The 18,070-nt window shown below is 33.1% G+C and carries 18 protein-coding genes and 2 tRNA genes; 16 read left to right on the forward strand and 4 right to left on the reverse strand.

The window, feature by feature from the left end:
• The 5 genes from KBI38_05995 to KBI38_06015 all read left to right on the forward strand — a co-directional run.
• Window positions 1-146: radical SAM protein (locus KBI38_05995; GenBank protein ID MBP8629609.1), on the forward strand; the 146-nt coding region annotated here is incomplete at its 5' end.
• Window positions 147-333: 187 nt separating this feature from the next.
• Window positions 334-3,981, forward strand: coding sequence for a dynamin family protein (locus KBI38_06000; GenBank protein MBP8629610.1), 3,648 nt, complete (start codon window positions 334-336; stop codon window positions 3,979-3,981).
• Window positions 3,982-4,064: 83 nt separating this feature from the next.
• Window positions 4,065-4,676 (forward strand): class I SAM-dependent methyltransferase, encoded by a 612-nt coding sequence (locus tag KBI38_06005; GenBank protein MBP8629611.1) that lies wholly within the window; start codon window positions 4,065-4,067, stop codon window positions 4,674-4,676.
• Between the two features lie 66 nt (window positions 4,677-4,742).
• The gene (locus tag KBI38_06010) at window positions 4,743-5,780 is read left to right on the forward strand and encodes a TIGR00266 family protein (protein MBP8629612.1); all 1,038 of its coding nucleotides are present in this window, start codon (window positions 4,743-4,745) and stop codon (window positions 5,778-5,780) included.
• A gap of 100 nt (window positions 5,781-5,880) precedes the next feature.
• A complete protein-coding gene (locus KBI38_06015) occupies window positions 5,881-8,472 on the forward strand; it encodes a WG repeat-containing protein (GenBank protein ID MBP8629613.1) in 2,592 nt (863 codons plus the stop codon).
• A gap of 37 nt (window positions 8,473-8,509) precedes the next feature.
• Here KBI38_06015 and KBI38_06020 read toward each other — a convergent pair whose 3' ends face one another.
• Window positions 8,510-9,097 (reverse strand): HD-GYP domain-containing protein, encoded by a 588-nt coding sequence (locus KBI38_06020; protein ID MBP8629614.1) that lies wholly within the window; start codon window positions 9,095-9,097, stop codon window positions 8,510-8,512.
• Window positions 9,098-9,377: 280 nt separating this feature from the next.
• Here KBI38_06020 and KBI38_06025 point away from each other — a divergent pair, with 280 nt between their 5' ends.
• From KBI38_06025 to KBI38_06050, 6 genes are all read left to right on the forward strand, one after another.
• Complete coding sequence (locus KBI38_06025) at window positions 9,378-11,075, forward strand: diguanylate cyclase (protein MBP8629615.1); 1,698 nt, start codon at window positions 9,378-9,380, stop codon at window positions 11,073-11,075.
• 164 nt (window positions 11,076-11,239) lie between these two features.
• Entirely contained in the window at window positions 11,240-11,524 is a 285-nt protein-coding gene (locus tag KBI38_06030) for a hypothetical protein (GenBank protein ID MBP8629616.1), read from the forward strand.
• A gap of 217 nt (window positions 11,525-11,741) precedes the next feature.
• Window positions 11,742-12,077 carry a rubredoxin gene (locus tag KBI38_06035; GenBank protein MBP8629617.1) on the forward strand — a complete coding sequence of 112 codons (336 nt, stop codon included), beginning with the start codon at window positions 11,742-11,744 and terminating at the stop codon, window positions 12,075-12,077.
• Window positions 12,078-12,194: 117 nt separating this feature from the next.
• Window positions 12,195-12,572 (forward strand): hypothetical protein, encoded by a 378-nt coding sequence (locus KBI38_06040; GenBank protein ID MBP8629618.1) that lies wholly within the window; start codon window positions 12,195-12,197, stop codon window positions 12,570-12,572.
• Window positions 12,573-12,604: 32 nt separating this feature from the next.
• On the forward strand, window positions 12,605-13,453 hold the full coding sequence (locus KBI38_06045; GenBank protein ID MBP8629619.1) for a histidinol-phosphatase: 849 nt from the start codon (window positions 12,605-12,607) through the stop codon (window positions 13,451-13,453).
• Window positions 13,454-13,548: 95 nt separating this feature from the next.
• Window positions 13,549-13,989: a universal stress protein gene (locus tag KBI38_06050; protein MBP8629620.1), complete on the forward strand. Its 441-nt coding sequence runs from the start codon at window positions 13,549-13,551 to the stop codon at window positions 13,987-13,989.
• A gap of 42 nt (window positions 13,990-14,031) precedes the next feature.
• Here the strand turns inward: KBI38_06050 and KBI38_06055 are convergent, their stop codons facing one another.
• Complete coding sequence (locus KBI38_06055) at window positions 14,032-14,295, reverse strand: hypothetical protein (GenBank protein MBP8629621.1); 264 nt, start codon at window positions 14,293-14,295, stop codon at window positions 14,032-14,034.
• Window positions 14,296-14,695: 400 nt separating this feature from the next.
• On the opposite strand from KBI38_06055, the gene KBI38_06060 reads away from it, so the two are divergent.
• Window positions 14,696-14,772: transfer RNA gene (locus KBI38_06060), tRNA-Arg, on the forward strand.
• Window positions 14,773-14,891: 119 nt separating this feature from the next.
• Here KBI38_06060 and KBI38_06065 read toward each other — a convergent pair.
• On the reverse strand, window positions 14,892-15,383 hold the full coding sequence (locus KBI38_06065; protein ID MBP8629622.1) for a hypothetical protein: 492 nt from the start codon (window positions 15,381-15,383) through the stop codon (window positions 14,892-14,894).
• A gap of 190 nt (window positions 15,384-15,573) precedes the next feature.
• Between KBI38_06065 and KBI38_06070 the strand changes: the two genes are divergently transcribed.
• From KBI38_06070 to KBI38_06085, 4 genes are all read left to right on the forward strand, one after another.
• A complete protein-coding gene (locus tag KBI38_06070; GenBank protein MBP8629623.1) occupies window positions 15,574-16,581 on the forward strand; it encodes a methyl-accepting chemotaxis protein in 1,008 nt (335 codons plus the stop codon).
• A gap of 65 nt (window positions 16,582-16,646) precedes the next feature.
• Entirely contained in the window at window positions 16,647-16,820 is a 174-nt protein-coding gene (locus KBI38_06075) for a hypothetical protein (protein ID MBP8629624.1), read from the forward strand.
• Between the two features lie 82 nt (window positions 16,821-16,902).
• Window positions 16,903-17,382 (forward strand): tRNA adenosine(34) deaminase TadA, encoded by a 480-nt coding sequence (gene tadA, locus KBI38_06080; protein MBP8629625.1) that lies wholly within the window; start codon window positions 16,903-16,905, stop codon window positions 17,380-17,382.
• Between the two features lie 35 nt (window positions 17,383-17,417).
• Window positions 17,418-17,507: transfer RNA gene (locus KBI38_06085), tRNA-Ser, on the forward strand.
• A gap of 226 nt (window positions 17,508-17,733) precedes the next feature.
• Here KBI38_06085 and KBI38_06090 read toward each other — a convergent pair.
• Entirely contained in the window at window positions 17,734-17,925 is a 192-nt protein-coding gene (locus KBI38_06090) for a helix-turn-helix domain-containing protein (protein MBP8629626.1), read from the reverse strand.
• Window positions 17,926-18,070: the final 145 nt, after the last annotated feature.

An 18,070-nucleotide genomic window follows, 5' to 3' on the forward strand; every position in this document is an offset into this window, starting at 1 on the left:
GTGCCAGCAACTATGCTTGTGAATTTTCCTGTATTCCTTACGAAATTTTCATTCCGTTATTAAACGATGATGATTTTAAGTTTTTAGAAGAAGAAGAACTACCAACAGAATATAAACCACAACTAATGGACTTGATAGATTTATAAAAAGTTTTTTAAAACTATTAGATGATTTCTAAGACTTCCCCACCATCAATTAATATTAGAGTATGCTGATGGTGGGAAAGTCTTTTTTACTTATTGCCAATAAATTTTCAAAAACAGCATTGCTTAGTAGTTGGTGCTTATTATAAAATAAAACGTATTGCAAAGTTTGTTACAAGGAGTTTGATTTATGAAAGAAACATCGAATCGTCAACTGACAATTCGTAAAATAAAAAGTAAGCTTTTAACGGCTTATGAATATTTTTTGGAACAACAAGATCAAGAAAATGCAGAAAAAGTACAACAATTAAGTGCTAAAGTCAGTAGCGGTGAATTTGCCATCGCTTTTTGTGGACATTTTTCAGCGGGTAAATCGCGGATGATAAATAGTTTGATTGGCGAAAAATTATTGCCGTCCAGTCCGATTCCGACCAGTGCTAATTTGGTTAAAGTAAAGGCAGGAGAAGAATATGCAAAGGTGTTTTTTAAAAATGAAAAGCCACGCCTTTATTTAGCACCATATGAGTATGACTTGGTAAAACAGTATTGTAAAGATGGTGACCAAATTCAAGAAATTGAAATCAGTCATAAAAATTCTAATTTGCCGGACAAAATTATGATTTTGGACACACCTGGTATTGATTCGGCGGATGATGCCCATAGAGTTGCGACAGAATCAGCCATTCACTTAGCTGATTTGATTTTTTATGTGATGGATTATAATCATGTGCAATCCGAACTTAATTTTATGTTTACCAAAGAACTAACGGAAGTTGGCAAGGAAGTTTATCTGGTGATTAATCAGATTGATAAACATAAAGAAGAAGAAATTGATTTTTGTGAATTCAAAAATAGCGTGAGAAAATCGTTTGCAACTTGGGGGGTAAAACCGGCGGGGATTTTTTATACTTCGTTGAAAGATGAACATCATCAGCATAATGAATTTTTGCAGTTACAAGAGTTTTTGGAGGAGCGCCTACAAAATAAAGATGAGCTGTTGCTAGAATCATTGGAGAGTTCCTTGTATAAAATTATCAAAGAGCATTTTCTCAAGATGAAAAAGCAAGATAATGTAAAGCTACAACCTTATTATGAGTTGTTGGCGGAACTTAGTGTGGAAGAACAAAATGAGTTAATTGAGGATGTTAAACAAAAACAGGCTTATCAAACAGAGCTGGAGCAGATGTTTTTTAATGCCGATAAAGAGTTTGATGGTGAAGTAGCAAAGATAATGAAAAACGCATACTTAATGCCGTTTCAAACCAGAGCCTTAGCGGAAAGTTATTTAGAAGCGTGTCAGCCTAATTTTAAAGTAGGCTTTTTATTTACGAAGCAAAAAACTTTAGCGGAAAAGCAACGACGCTTAATTAATTTTCATCAGGAAATTGTTGATAAAACCAAAAGCCAGTTAGAATGGCATTTGGGGCAGTTATTAGTGAAGCTGGTTAGACATTATAAATTGGAAGATACTTTTATATTAGGGCAAGCTCAAGGTTTTAATATCGAGGTGGAAGTAAGTTTATTAGAACAGGCGGTTAAAGATGGGGCAACTTTATCCGGTGTTTATGTTATAAATTATAGTGATGAAGTAGCTAACAATATAAAAAATATTGCGCTCAGTAAATTAGCTGATTTTAAGCAGAATATTTTGTCATTGTTACAACAAAAGGTTGAGGAATATAAAAATAAAATTTCTCAAGACCAAGATAGTAACAGTAAATATATTAAAGCTTGGAAAAAGTTAGAGCAAGCTGAAAAGGCCAATGATTTAGCGCAAGAACAGTTGCTGACAGTAGTTAATGAGAGTAATAGAACCGGTATTGATGATAATGAGTTATTTATAGAACCGGAAATTGAGTTTGAAGTTATTGCTAGTGATAGTACTATAGTTTCAGAAAAAATAATTGCAGAAAATAAATTAGAACCTGAAATAATAAGTTTAACAGATTGTAGTGTTAAGGCTTGTGACCTTAGTGAAACTGCTGTTAAGTTAAAAAAGGCCGCAGCGTTAATTGAAGTTTTACCGGGGTTTAAAAAAGTCTCACAAGAATTACTAGAAAAAGCGAAGAGTTTTGATAACAAAGGGTTTACGGTAGCTTTGTTTGGTGCCTTTAGTGCCGGAAAATCATCTTTTGCGAATGCCTTAATGGGAGAAAAGGTTTTACCGGTTTCGCCGAATCCGATGACAGCGGCCATTAATAAAATTAAGCCAGTCACCGCAGAATATGGCCATGGGACAGTGCTTGTCAAAGTTAAAGCTGAGCCTGCGATGTTGCAGGATGTTAATACTGCGTTGAAGTTGTTTGATTTTAAAGCCCGAACTTTAGCAGAAGCGTTGTCTTATTTACCACAAATAAAGCTTGATGATGCTCAACAGGGGGCGAAGGAAAAGACTAATCTTACTTTTTTACAAGCCTTTGCGAAAGGATTCAGCTTTTTTGGCGATAAACTTGGTTCGTTATTAAGCACCGATCTAACTGCATTTGAAGATTATGTTGCCAAAGAAGAAAAATCCTGTTTTGTAGAGTGGATTGATTTATATTATGACTGTGAGCTTACGCGACAAGGCGTAACCTTGGTTGATACTCCGGGGGCTGATTCCATTAATGCTCGTCATACCGGTGTGGCTTTTGACTATATTAAAAATTCTGATGCCATTTTATTTGTAACGTATTATAATCATGCTTTCTCAAAGGCCGACCAAGAATTTTTAATTCAATTAGGACGGGTTAAGGATTCCTTCCAATTAGATAAGATGTTTTTTATTATTAATGCGATTGATTTGGCTGATAATGAAGAAGAAAAAAATAATGTAGTAGATTATGTTAAAGAGAACTTAATAAAATACGGTGTGAGAAATCCGAATTTATATCCATTATCGAGTCTGGCGGCATTGCAGGAAAAAACTGAAAGTTTGTCCTTGTTATCAGGCATGAAGGACTTTGAACAGGCCTTTTATAATTTTATTAATAATGACTTAGCCAATATTGCAGTGAGAGCAGCTGATAATGAACTGGTAAGAGTTCACAATTTGCTTACGGGTTTAGTAGCTAATATTAATGAAGATGAAGTCGCAAAACAGCAGAAACGTCAAGGTTTTAAGCAGGAACAAGTTGTTATCAAAAACATCATTGCACAACAAGTTGTTGATAATATATTGACTGATTTAGGACAAGAAAATAAAGAGTTAATTTATTATATTAAGCAAAGAGTGTTTTTGCGCTTTAATGATTTCTTTAAAAATGCCTTTAATCCTAGTGTTTTAAAAGATGATGGACGAAATTTGCCAAAAGTATTACAAAGTTCGTTAAGTGAGCTAATTGAGCAACTAGGCTTTGATTTGGCACAAGAATTGAGAGCTTTGACGGTTCGGCTGGAGGTTTTTGCTGAGAAAATATTATGGCAACAACAAGAACGGATTGCCCAATCTGTTTTGGCAGTAAATCGTAACTTAGCTTTTGCGCAGTTTCAATTTAAGGCTGAACAAAGCTTGGATTTTGTTAGTGCGTTTCAAGAGCTGGATTTAAAGATGTTTAACAAGACCCTAACCTTATTTAAAAATCCTAAAGATTTCTTTGAAAAAAACGAAAGTAAAATCATGAGAACAGAGCTAGCTAATAGCTTGAGTGGATTAGCTGATGATTATTTAAAGCATGAACAAGCTAGAGTTGAGACCTTATATCAAGAAATTTTACGGCAAAATTTTGCCAGATTATTGCAAGATCTTACTGAAGAGAGTAATGATTTTTATTATGGTTTATTGGAAACATTAGATGGTGGTGTAGCGCCGGAAGAACTATTAATGATAACAAACAAGATAGAACAAATCATAGGCTAATATAACAAAAACTCCTGGAAACAGGAGTTTTTGTTATATTATAGAAGTTGTCTAAGTATGATTAACTGTTAGGAGTGGTGAGGTTGAGTTTTGATAAGAAAGCAAAAGACTGGGATGATAATAGACGTATTCAAAGGTCGAAAGTGATAGCTGAGAAAATAATAGATTATGTTAATTTACAGGAAAATTTTAGTGGACTGGAGTTTGGCTGTGGTACGGGGTTAATTAGTTTAAATTTATATGATAAGCTTGATAAAATAACTTGTATCGACACTTCTTCCGGGATGATTAAGCAATTGGAGGATAAGGTTGCCGAACATAATTTGGATAAGATAACGGTAACACAGCTAAATATTAATGATGATCATGATTTAAAGAGTGAATATGATATTATTTATAGTTCAATGTCACTACACCATGTTACTTCCTTAGAGGAAACCTTGCAAAATTTTTATGATTTATTACAAGACGGTGGTCAACTCTGTATTGTTGATTTGGATAAGGAAGATGGTAGTTTTCATTCGCAAGAAAGTAATTTTTTAGGATATAATGGTTTTGAACAAAAGGAGTTAAGTCAGTTGCTAGAGCAAGTAGGGTTTAATAATGTTATATCTGAGACCTTTTATAATGATGAAAGAAGTATTGGCAATAGAAATATTGAGTATTCATTATTTATTATGAAGGCACAAAAATAAAATTTATTGCCTGCTAATCATAACTGGAATATAATTATTGATAAGTAAATAAAAGGGGGTATTTTTGTGGGTTGGTATTTGGAGCTAAATGGTAAACAACTTGGGCCAATGAATTTGGATCAGGCTAAAGAACATGTTAAAACTAATCCTAACGGTTTTGTGTGGCGTGAGGGATATTTAGAATGGGTTCCAATAGAAGATGTTGCGGAGTTACAAGTTAAATCTGCAGTAGGCGGACCACCACCGCGCGTAGCTAATAGACCTACTAATTCCAAAAACTCTGATGAAGTTGATTATAAAGTTTTTGGGGCGGAAATGCAGTTTGTAGAAATTGAACTTGATCCCGGTGAAAGTGTAGTTGCTGAAGCAGGGGCTATGATGTATAAAGATAGTAGCATTGAAATGGATACAATCTTTGGTGATGGTTCAGCAAAAAGTCAACAAGGTGGCTTTATGGACAAGTTAATGGGGGCAGGTAAGCGCTTGCTAACCGGTGAAAGTTTATTTATGACTGTCTTTACGCATAAAGGTTATAATAAAGCAAAAGCTGCGTTTGGAGCGCCATATCCCGGCAATATTATTCCGGTCAATTTAGCGGAAATGGGCGGAACAATTATTTGTCAAAAAGATAGCTTTTTATGTGCGGCTAAAGGTGTTTCGGTAGGAATCTATTTACAAAAGAAAATTCTTACAGGCCTATTCGGTGGTGAAGGATTCATCATGCAAAAACTAGAGGGTGATGGTATGGCCTTTATGCATGCGGGCGGTACTATTGTGGAAAGAGTTTTAAATCCCGGTGAAGTTTTACATGTTGATACTGGTTGTGTTGTGGCGTTTGAACCTAGTGTTCAATTTGATATTCAACAAGCGGGGAATATTAAGTCAGCTTTATTGGGCGGTGAAGGTTTGTTCTTTGCGGTATTGCAAGGACCGGGTAAAGTTTGGTTACAATCTTTACCGTTTTCTCGTTTGGCAGGTAGGATGCTGGCAGCGGCTCCGCAACAAGGTGGTAGTAGAGAAGAAGGCAGTATTTTAGGAAAAAGTGTGCTAGGTGCTGGAGTATTAGGAGGACTAGGTGGATTTCTTGGTGGCGATGATGAATAGTTAATAAAAAACTTCTGCTAAATAAAAAATAAGTATTTAGCAGAAGTTTTTTCTTTAAGAGTTATTATCGAAAGATTCAATGATTGATAGGATGATGGCTGTGGGACAAGAAAAGATAACACTACGCTTTACAGAAGCATATTTATTTAGTGATGGTTATACCAAAGTTAAAGTTAAAACAGACTGGGGCTGTATTGATAATAAGGGCAAAGTGATAGTGCCGATTATGTATGAAGAGGTCAAAGTTTTTAAAAACACGGGGTTTGCTGTTAAATTAAATAGCTATTGGGGGTTATATAATACTACTGGAACGCTAGTAACGCCGATAGAATATGATGATTTAAAATTTATTGATAATCTTATTCTTGCTGAGAAAAATGGTAAATGGCTTTATTTGGATGAAAATGGGAGTCCTTTGTTTGGTGAAACTTATGATAAAATAGAATACTTTAGCGAAGATTTAGCACCGGTTAAACAGGGGGCGTACTGGGGTTTTATAAACCGAGAGGGCAAAGTGGTTATTGATTTTGTTTATGATTATGCTTATAATTTTGCTTATGGTTTGGCTACGGTAAAGAAAAATGATTTTTGGGGGATTATCAATAAAGCCGGTGCGGTCGTTGTTCCGTTTAGTTATAAGAGTGATTTTATAATTCCGTTTAATCATAAAATGATTTCCGTTTATGAAGACAATAAACATTTTTTTATCAATGTTGAAAATAATCTTAAATATGAGCAATATGATAATTGTAAAAAGGTTTTTGAGAACTTAGCGGCCGTTTCTTCCGCTGGTAAATGGGGCTTTATTAATATTGATGGTGAAGAAGTTATTAAATGTCAATATGATGAGGTTAGCTTTTTTAATCAAGGGCTAGCGAGCGTGTTAAAAGATAATTATTGGCAACTTATTCATCCTGACGGTAGTTTGCTAAATAGTGAAAAATATGATGAAATTGGTGTAGTCTGCAACCAATTAATCGCTGTTGCAAAAAATGGTAAATTTGGCTATGTTAATTTGCAGGGTGATACTGTTATTGACCTTAACTATGACTATGATAGAGGGTTCATTAAGCAGCGGGAGTTTAGGGATAAGCTGATGATTGTTGCTTGCAATAATAAATATGGAATTATTAATCAATCTGGCGCCGTGATAGTAGATTTTAAGTATGATGAATTGAAAAATTACAAAGATGGACTGGTTGCCTTTTTACAAAATAATTTATGGGGGCTAATGACAATAAATGGCGAAATGATTTGTCAGCCACAATATTTAAATATTGGTAGTTTTCAGCAGGGAATCGCAAAATTTGCCAAGCCACAAGGTGAAGGCTATCTTAATATGCAGGGAATAGAAATTACAAAGCAGCACTTTGACTATGTTTTTAATTTTGCAGAAAATTATGGGATGGTCGAACTTGACGGCAAGTTTGGGTTTGTTGATAATAATGGAGAAATTAGCAGCTGGAGTATTGATCAAAGCGTAACATCAGCAGAGTTTGATGTTGAAAATAATGTAATTAGCATTGACTTATTACAATGTAGTTTTGACTATGTTTATAATTTTAGTGAGGGCTTGGCGGCGGTTTGCAAAGATAACAAATGGGGCTTTATTGATGAGCGCCATAACTTTATTGTGAGACCAATATATGAGGCCGTAGAACCATTTAAAGATAATTACGCTAAAATCAAGGTGGGACAATATTATGGCGTTATTAATAAAAGTGGTAAGGAAATTATAAAACCACAGTATCAAGATATTGTTCAAGGATCCGAAACAAGTTTATTTGCAGATGGTTTGATTTTAGTAAAAAGTGCAGAGGGTTATGGGTTCATTAATGAACAGGGAAAAACAATTATTCCTTGTCATTATCACGATGCCAATGTTTTTTTTGAAGGTTTGGCAGCGGTACGGCGCGATAAATTATGGGGTTTTATCAATTCACAAGGTCATATGATTATTTTTCCAGCCTATCAAACAAACTATAATTTCAAACTGAAATTCTCAGAAGGGCTAGCGGCTGTTAAAAAAGAAGACAAATACGGCTATATTAACAGTAATGGTGCAATAATAATAGCCTTTAAGTATCTGGGAGCGGAGCCGTTTTATTATGGAAAAGCTGCAGTTAAGGTCGAAAATCGTTGGGGTTTTATCAATGCCTTGGGCGAAGAATTAGTGCTGCCTAAATATTCTGAGGTCAGAAATTTCGATGCTAATAATACGGCGATAATCAGAAATAACGAAGCCTATGGTTTATTAGACTGTAATGGAGTTGAGCTGGTTAAACCGCAATATGATTATATCGGTAACTTTTCGGAGGGGTTTGCGACAGTAAGCATTAACAAAAAAAGTACCTTTATTGATGCCAGTGGTACTGTAGTTTTTGAAAAAAATTTCGATAGTGCATACAGTTTTCGAGAGGGGCTTTGTTGCGTCAAAAAAAATAATAAATGGGGCGTTATTAATGAAAATGGTCAAATGTTGACAGATTATAGTTATGATAATATTAGAAATTGTCATGAAGGCTTGATTGCGGTTTGTAAAAATAAAAAATGGGGTTATTTAAATAAATATGGTGAAGAAATTATCAAGTTGCGGTTTGATACAGTTTATGATTTCCAAGAAGGGTTGGCCCCGGTTGTAATAGATGATAAATGGGGTTTTATTGATCAAGAGGGCAATATCTTACGATAAAAATAGTAGTTTAAACAATTTGTTTAAACTACTATTTTTATGCACAATTCAATTTTAGCGACCCATTTTCAATGATTTTAATTAAACTATATACCACTAATGGATCGAACTGTGTATTAACACAACGATTGGCTTCGCTCAAGGCCTCGTTAATACTTAGTGCTTGCTTGTAGCTGCGCTTACTAATCATTGCATCAAAAGAATCAGCTAACGCTACAATTTTCGCACCGATGGAAATTTCGTGGCTTTTCAATTGGTCGGGATAGCCTGTACCATCAAATTTTTCATGATGATGTCGTACTATTTCTGCAATAGAGGAAAAATGTGAAATTTTATTAACAATTTCAAAGCCTACTACAGGATGTTGTTTGATAATAGCAAATTCTTCAGCTGTTAATTTGCCGGGCTTGTTTAAAATATTGTCAGGTACGCCAATTTTACCAATGTCATGAAGATGGGCGGCAACGTGAATAATCTGTTGGTCTTTGACGCTAAGCCCTAAATCTTGGGCTAATAACATTGAAATTGTGGCGACTCTATCCGAATGGCCACAGGTATAAGAGCTTTTTGCATCCAAAGCCGTTGATAAAGCGTCGACAATTTCGTGAAAATCATGGAACTTTATATAATCAAAATCAGTCAAGTTATCAAATCCTTTAAAAAATATAATTATTTACATGAAAATGAAAATCATTATCACATAAATAATTATATTTTGCGACCAGATAATAGTCAAGTTTAATTAAGTAGAGCAATAGTACTATCTTAACTTGATAAATTATATTAATAATTAACTAAATATTGCAGGAATTTTCTCAAAAAAAAATAATAAATAACTTGTGATAATATTTTAATTATTAAGGTAACCGTAATATATAAAATGCTAGATAAAAGGTCGTGAAGTTGTGGAGATTATAAAAAATCAATTTAGGCTATTTACTGCTAAAAGTGAAGATGGATATTGTTTTCAGCGTATTTTATTAGATGAAAATAATCTGCCTTATGATTACCAGATTATTTCAGTTAATGAGGCTCTACTTAAGATTTTTCAAAAGAATAAAGATCATTTTATTGGTCGTAGAATAACTGATCAGTTGTTATTTTCGGCAGAGTTTAGCAATCAATTAGCAAAACTTTATAGTAATGTAAGTATCAGTAAAAATACGGAAAGTAAAGAGATTTATTATAAAGAACTGAAAAAAATGATTTTAGTAACAGTTTTTTATATGGGCAAAAACAGCTGTGTTACAAGGTTTTCGAATGTTTCTGAAGAGAAAATTGTGGAGAAGAGTTTTACTGAGATTTTCAATTATAATCCAGAGTTTTTGGTAATTACTGATGAAAAGTTTAAAATTGTAAAAGTTAATAAAACTTTTGAGCAGATTGCGGGAAATAATCTGGAGGTAATACTCTATAATGGCTTTTTAAAATTCATCCATATTGAGGATATTGCAGAGACTTTAAATAGTTTGACGAAAGTTAATGACGTCAATCCGATGGTTACTTTTTGTAATAAATTAAGAAAAAATAATAATACCTATATTGAAGTTGAATGGTGGTGTATGCTCAATAAAGGTTATATCTATTTGTCAGGCCGCGATGTTACGGCCGAAAAAGTAATGAAACGGAAAATCGAACAAGCAAACAAAGAGCTATTAATGTTAAATGAACAGCTTAAAGAAGAAAATGAAAAACTGCTTAAGTCCGCCATAAAAGATGAGTTAACTGGTATTTACAACAGAAAGTTTTTTGAAAAAAGAGTAGTTGAAGAGATGGAAATAGCAGATAGAGCTAATGAGCATATTTCTTTAATAATTTTTGATTTGGATCGCTTTAAATTGGTTAATGATAATTTTGGACATCAATTTGGCGATGAAGTTTTAAAGAGAACTACTCAAATTGCCGGAGATTTAATTAGAAAAACCGATTTTTTAAATAGAGTCGGGGGTGAAGAATTTGCGATAATTTTACCTAATACTAATAAAGCACAAGCGGTTTTTGTGGCAGAAAAAGTCAGAAAAGCTTTAGAGGATAATAAACATTTTAAAGTAGGACAAGTTACAGGAAGTTTCGGCGTGGCAGAGCGGATGAAAGCAGAGTCTTTACGTAGTTGGTATAAACGAGCTGATAATGCTCTATATCAAGCTAAAAATACCGGAAGAAATAGGGTGGTGGATAGCGATAAAATTGATATCCCGTTAGTTTCACTACAAGTACAGTGGCGTCAGGAATGGAATTGCGGAAATGATGAAATTGATGAGCAACATGATAAAATTTTACAAATTGCTAATGATTTGATTACAAAAATTTATGCTGGAGCTTCTCATAATGAGTGTATGGATATGATTAAGCTATTTTTAGAGTACGCGGTTAACCATTTTGCCACTGAAGAGCGTATTTTGATGGAAATTGAATATGATGGTTTAATAGCGCACATTAAAAAACATGAATATCTCACTAACAAAGCAATTTATCTAAAGGAATGTTATGAGAAAAAAGAATTGCAACCAGCGGCTTTTTTATCTTTCATTATTGATGAAGTTGTAGTGGAGCATCTAACGAAAGAAGATACTAAATTTTTTGCCTTGTTAAAACAGTCCTAATAGTATTGTTGGGAAAATAACGAAAAATTAACAATTTAAAACAAGGATAAAAAAAGTTTCTGTCGAAATAGTCAATAAATGATGTTGCTGCGAGAGATACAGAAAGCACAGTGTCAAATTATTGTTTCATTGACCTTAAGTAATAACTAAAAGGGAGTGTATTTATGAATAATTTGATTTGTCAGGCTATTAATAATAAGTCGATAATTGTGTTTGACTATAACGGTATTAAGTGTACGGTAGAGCCACACTGTTGTGGCACTAATACAGATGGGCAAGAAGTAATTTATGGTTATCAATTAAATATTGAGCCTAATAAATGGGCTATTTTTGAGCTGAATAAAATTTCCGGATTAGGGCTATATGGTCAGTACTTTTCCAGAGCGCGTGATGGCTTTAATCCAGATAAAATTGGTTTTACCAATATTATCTGCAAAATAAAATACTAATTTAAAACTAAATAACATGGTTGATGAGACAGTGCCATCCACAGGATTTTTTAAAGACAGAAAATATTATGTAAAGGTCAATATTTTCTGTTTTTTGGTATCAGATAATGAAAAATAAATTTGTTTAAAATAAAGCAGGAAATAAGAAAAAACTGACGAATAATAACTAATAGATTATAATTATTAATTAGTTCAAAACATAAAGGAGTTGTATTTTATGAAAAAATTATTTAAGTGTACAGTTTGCAGTTTCATTTGGGAAGGAGAACAAGCACCGGATGTCTGTCCTAAATGTGGCCAGCCACATGATAAATATGTTGAGCTTAGCCAAGAAATTATTGATAAAGTATATCAATCAGAAGAAACTAATGACATCCATATGAAAATTATTTCTTTAATGAATGAAGCGATTGAATTAGCGAAAAAAGGTGTTGAAATTAATTTAGATCCACCATGTGTAAGTGGTTTTAATAAAACTATTAATGAATGCTATATCCTTAAACAAATAGCTAAAGCTGAAATGGAAAATCATATCGGCAAAGGTAAATGGTAATTTAAAATATCAATATAAAGCTCCGGCTAATTAGTGTATGCTAATAGCCGGAGCTTTACTATACTTGAAGATAATGCAAAATAAGATATAATTAAGTTAAAAAAGCAAGGATTTTATATGTTGAAAAAACTATCTTTAATGATGATTTTTGTTGTGATTTTTAGTGGTGCAATGTTTTTTGGTTATAATCAAGGCAGTGAGCCGGAACCAATAGACAAAAAGGTTGAAGCGATAAAAACATTAGAAGTTATTGGCTATGAATTAGTGCAAAAATATCAAAATATTGGCGTTAATAGTGTGGAGTTTTCGGTGTATAATAAAGATATAGAAGTTATGGTGAGTAGCAAAAGTTTTATTGCTAAAGCTGATTTTAAAAAAGTTGCGACAGAAATGGCAGAACAAATCAGAGTTGAACGAAAAATTGATGCTAAACTTAAGTTTGAATTTAACATTAATACCGCAGAGCAAAATATTATCTACAGTGGTATGTTTTAAAATATGACAAGATAGTGGAGGATTATTATAATATGAAAATTGATTATCATATGCATTTTGAATATGGCAGTTATGACTTAGAGTGGGTACAAGGTTTTTTTGAAAGTGCGAAAAAAAATGGTGTTAGTGAAATCGGCATTTCTGAACACAGCCATGGTTTTATTGAGTTTAAAGACTTATATTATGAAGAATTGATTTTAGATGATAGTGTTGTGGGAAGTTATCAGGCAAAGTGGTTAGAAAAAAACAAGTTTAAATATAGTTTGAAAGATTATTTTAAATTTATGCAGATGTTAAAAGAGAAAGGTTATCCAGTAAAGATTGGCATTGAAATCTGCAATTTTAAAAATCAAGAAAAAGTTAAAGCTATAATTAAAGACTATGAGTTTGACTATATTATTGGCTCGGTTCATTTTTTAAATGGTTGGGGCTATGATTTTGCTGACATTAAGCAAGTGTGGAATGATTTTTCGCTACAAGATATTTATAAATGGTATGCCGAGGAAATTACCAATTTAGCACAATCCGGTCTATATGATGTTTTGGGGCATCCTTTTAATATCAGATTGTTTAAAAATATTCCGGAGTTTGATGTTAAGCCGATTTTAGAACAAGTGGCGACTGTTTTGAAAGAAGCTAATATGGTGATAGATATAAATACTGGAACCTTGTATCGTTATCCGATTGAAGAAATTTCCCCATACCCTGACTTTTTGCAGGTAGCGAAAAAATATGATTTACCAATTATAACATCATCTGATGCTCATAAGCCCGAAGATTGTGGGCGCTATATTGATGAAGCTATTGACTATGCTAAAACTTTTGGTTATGATAGTAGCATTATTTTTACTAACAGACAACGTAGTATCAATAAGTTTTAAGATAGTTTATATAAACTTAATTATGAAAAATAAAAGGTAATTACAAGTAAATGTTGAATTTTATACAATAATATATAAAAAAATGAGGTGTTAATATGCATGAATTTAAAAACATATTAGTTCCCGTTGATGGCTCTGAGGTTTCTAGTCGAGCTGTTGATAAGGCGGTGGCATTAGCTAAAATTAGTGGTGGTGTTGTTGACTTTATTTATGTGGCCAATATAACCAGTATGACCGGAGGTGTGCAAATCACTAATAATATGAATTTGCCGCCAGAAGTGTTGGAAAATATTAAAGCGGCCGGCAATAAAGCACTCGATAATGAATTAGCGAAAGTTCCGCCTTATGTTAAAACCAGACGCTTCTGTGAAGTCGGTGTTCCGGCAAAAGTGATTTTGGATTTTGCGACCGATAATAAAAGCGATATTATTATCATTGGGTCGCGCGGATTAAGTGCTGTTAATGCGATGATTTTAGGTAGTGTCAGCCAAGCTGTTTTAGAAAATGCTAAATGTCCGGTTATGATAGTAAAATAACACAAAAAAATAGCAAGGTTCTGTATAACAGAACCTTGCTATTTAATTAACGTGCGTTATGCGATCGCGTAATTCATCTTGCTTGGCATCATTGAAATTATGTTCTTCACTTAAATAACCGGTAATACGACGGATACGTTTGATTGGTGAAGCTGCATAAGATTTAATAATGATTTCATCGTTTTCTAAAGTTAAATTTACTTCTGCCAACTTTTTACCAATGTTAGAATAAAGAACCTTTTCTTCGGCTATGATAGCCTCAACTTCTTCCTGAGAAATAGCAGGATCAGCAATTATTTTTATCATGATATCACCCCTGTTTGTTATTTACATAAATTATTATACTTTAGCATTAAAAAAAGTACAAAACTATAAAATTATCACTTATGTCTAAAATCAGAAAATACTATATATGTGGTCTGCTTAGGTGCTTAAATCACAATATCTTGTGCTTTTACAGCCTGCGAAGCTATATTTCATCTACATTTAGTTTTTAAAGGAAAATTATTTTCAATTAATAATAATATAAAATTAAAAATTATCTGCTGAAAGGACTATTTTCTAGGATTGATGATGAGCAGATAAGGGCTGTTTTACAATAGTACCTAATGTTTAAATAGTGTTTGAGAATGATTTGATAGGTAAGGGGTAAGTTGATTTTTTTTAATAAATAAGATATCATAAAGTTGTTTTTGTTTTAAAGATTGCGTCTGTAGCTCAGGTGGATAGAGCGGTGGTTTCCTAAACCATGTGCCGGTGGTTCGAGTCCGCCCAGGCGCACCAGTAAAAAATAACCCTTCCAAGTTATAACCTTGGAAGGGTTTTGCTTTTAAAATACTATAGCTTGTTTTTCAAAGAAAAACCCTCAGCGATAATAAGCTGAGGGTTTCAGATTATACAAGTTAGGCTAATAAATCAACGCTAGAGCCTTTAATTTGGGAAACGGCATCTTTTAACACTGTTCCGGAACTATCGTTAGCTATCATAATATTAAGCTTTGAACCGTCATTTGAAGTGCTTAGTATTGATTGAAAGGCATTGGTACTAAGACCGTTAGCATTATCGACCGAAGATAATAATGTTGCTTGCTGTGTACTAAGATTAGCCATTTTAGAACTTTCATTTAACTTTTGTAATTGTACAAAATTGTCACTGGATAACTTAGTAGCATTGAAAGTAGTGAGAGATGAATAAAGATTATTAATGGAATTATTAGAAGGATTGTTAGTGCCGTTTATTAGTGCAACTAAGCTGTCGGAAAGTTCATAGGCAAGACTAGTTTTAGTATAATTATTATCATTCTTAGAGGCTGAATTTTCTTTATTGCTAGCACTAGTATTGGAAGATAATTTATAACTAAGCAAGTTATTGCTAATATTTTTAATGTTGGACATAATATCGACCTCCTATTATACAAGATTCCTTATAAGATAATTATAACACTTTTAGCGAAAAGATAAAGATTTTCAGTGATGATCATATTTATCGTTGTTAGTTTTTAGATAAAATATATTCATTGTATAAACTACCATAAAATGGTAAAATAATAGATAAAGGTAGGAGCATAGTTGAGGAGTTCTTAGTATGAGTTTGCGTAAGAAAACAATAATCTTATTTACTGCTATTATCTCATTTATCTGTCTTATCATTGCAATTATTACAATAACTAATGTTAGAAGTAGTTTTGAAACTGCAATTACGGAGAAAATTGAAAGTGACAATAAAAGTAGTTTTGAATTATTGAACTTGAAATACCCTGGGAATTGGCGGTTGCAAAATGGTGTGTTGTATAAAGGGACTATTAAAATTAATGATAATAATGAAATTGTAGATTGGCTTAAAGACTTGACGAAAGATCAAATAACTATTTTTGCACAGGATACTAGAATAGCAACAACTGTTGAAAGAGATGGTAAAAGGGCGGTTGGCACTAAGGCGGCCGAAAATGTGATAAATGAAGTGTTAACAAGGCATAAGAGCTATATTGGTAACGCTAATGTTTTGGGAGTTAATCATAAGGCAATGTATCTTCCGCTAAAAGATGTTCAGGGGAATACTGTGGGGATGTTTTTTGTGGGAGTATCAAAAGAAAGTGCCGAAGGTTTAGAAAAATTATTAATAATATGTTTTTTCTTAGCAATAATTTTTGGGTTTATTATTGCTGTGCTTATCAGTAATAAAATTGTTGTGATTATTAAGAATATTATTGCCGTTACCGAAAAAATTGCACAGGGCGATTTAACAGTGTTGATTAAAACTAAACGTAAAGATGAATTTGGACAGTTGTCAAATGCTGTTGATAAAATGACTGAAAATACAAAAAATATTATTGCTAATATTAATGAGGCTACTGCCAGATTGGCTATTGGGACTAAAAAAATTTCACAAGTTAGTAACTCTTTGTCAAAGGGTACAACCGAACAAGCTGGAGCAGTAGAGGAACTAACTGCTACAATTGGTGGAATATTGGAACAAACTAAGAATAATGCGGAAAATGCGATAAATTCAGCTGAAGCCGCTAAAGAAGCTGAAGTGTTAAGTGCTGAGGCGAAGGGCTTGCACGAAGTGGCGAGCAAGTTTAAATTGAAATAACTTTAACTTTTTTTACCAAAAAATCGATATAATATGTGAAAATGATATTATAGGCGGTGTTAGTTATGATTGAAAAAGTAGGTGGGATAGCTAGGATAAATAGAATTAGTCGGGCTAATCAAGAAAGTCCCTACAAAAAAGAAGATAAAGATGATAAAGAGAAAAAGAAAAAAACAAATTTTTCGAAAAAATTACAAGAGCAACTGAAAGAAGAAGCTTATGATCTTGATATAAAATAATTATTGCTAAAATTTTTGTAATTAGTATAATAAGAGCTGTCCGGTATGGAGGGCTCTTATTATGTTTAATGTTGGTGATAAAATGACAGATGAAGAATATATGGATATTGCATTGGGTGAGGCAAAAAAAGCTTATGAATTGGGTGAAATTCCGATTGGTGCCGTTTTGGTTGTCGGTAATGAGATAATAGCGAAAGGCCATAATTTGCGTGAATTAGAACATGATGCTACGGCGCATGCGGAGATGGTAGTAATAAAAAAAGCTTGTGACAAACTTAAAAAATGGCGGTTAACCGGTGCGACTTTATATGTAACGATAGAACCTTGTCCAATGTGTGCCGGAGCAATAGTGATGAGTAGGTTAGAACGCTTGGTATATGGTAGTCCTGATTATAAAGCTGGTGGAGTTGAATCAATCTTTAATATTGTGCAAAACCAAGCTTTAAATCATCAAGTAACTGTTACTGCTGGTGTTAAAGCGGAAGAATGTAGTAATATGATGAAAAGTTTTTTCAAAGAACGGCGGAAAAAGAAGAAGGCTGATTTGACAGCGCTTAATTAGTTGTGATAACATTATTGAGTATCTTAATAAGAACTGGAGAGGTGTCCGAGTGGTCGAAGGTGCTTGACTCGAAATCAAGTGTCCTGTCAAAGGGACCGTGGGTTCGAATCCCACCCTCTCCGCCAGTAAAATCAAGGCTTCTAGCATTTTTGCTAGAAGCTTTTTTGATGTCTAAAAATATAAAAAAAGCGAATTTGAACACATTTTGAACACAAATGATTTTTTGAGTTGATTAAAAAGAAATATTGATTAAGGTTTTTGACATAGGTGTTGTTTTATTTTTTTGCTAGGTGTAAATTATTTTTGCTAATCTTTGTAGCAAGATATTTAATAAATTACCCTGTAACCAATTTAGGTTACAGGGTAATTTGCTTTGCTAAGGATATAATCAGTAACTGCTTGACGAGGTATTTTCCAAACACGGTTTATTCTAAAGGCTTTTAACTCTCCAGTTGATAGTAATTTGTAGGCAGTATTTTTACCTACCATTAAAACTTCACAAAGCTCTTCTACAGTTATAAGTTGATTTACTTCATTATTCATGATTAAGCTCCTCCAATAAGATAAAGTCCGTATAATGGTGTAAAAAGAAACTTCAAATAAAAATGAGCCAAAATGCTCGTCCTCGGTTAAAATATAAGTACCACACAAATACCTAACTGAGGAGATGAACAAAATGGCTCAATTA

Source organism: Negativicutes bacterium, assembly GCA_018052945.1.
Taxonomy (GTDB): domain Bacteria; phylum Bacillota; class Negativicutes; order JAGPMH01; family JAGPMH01; genus JAGPMH01.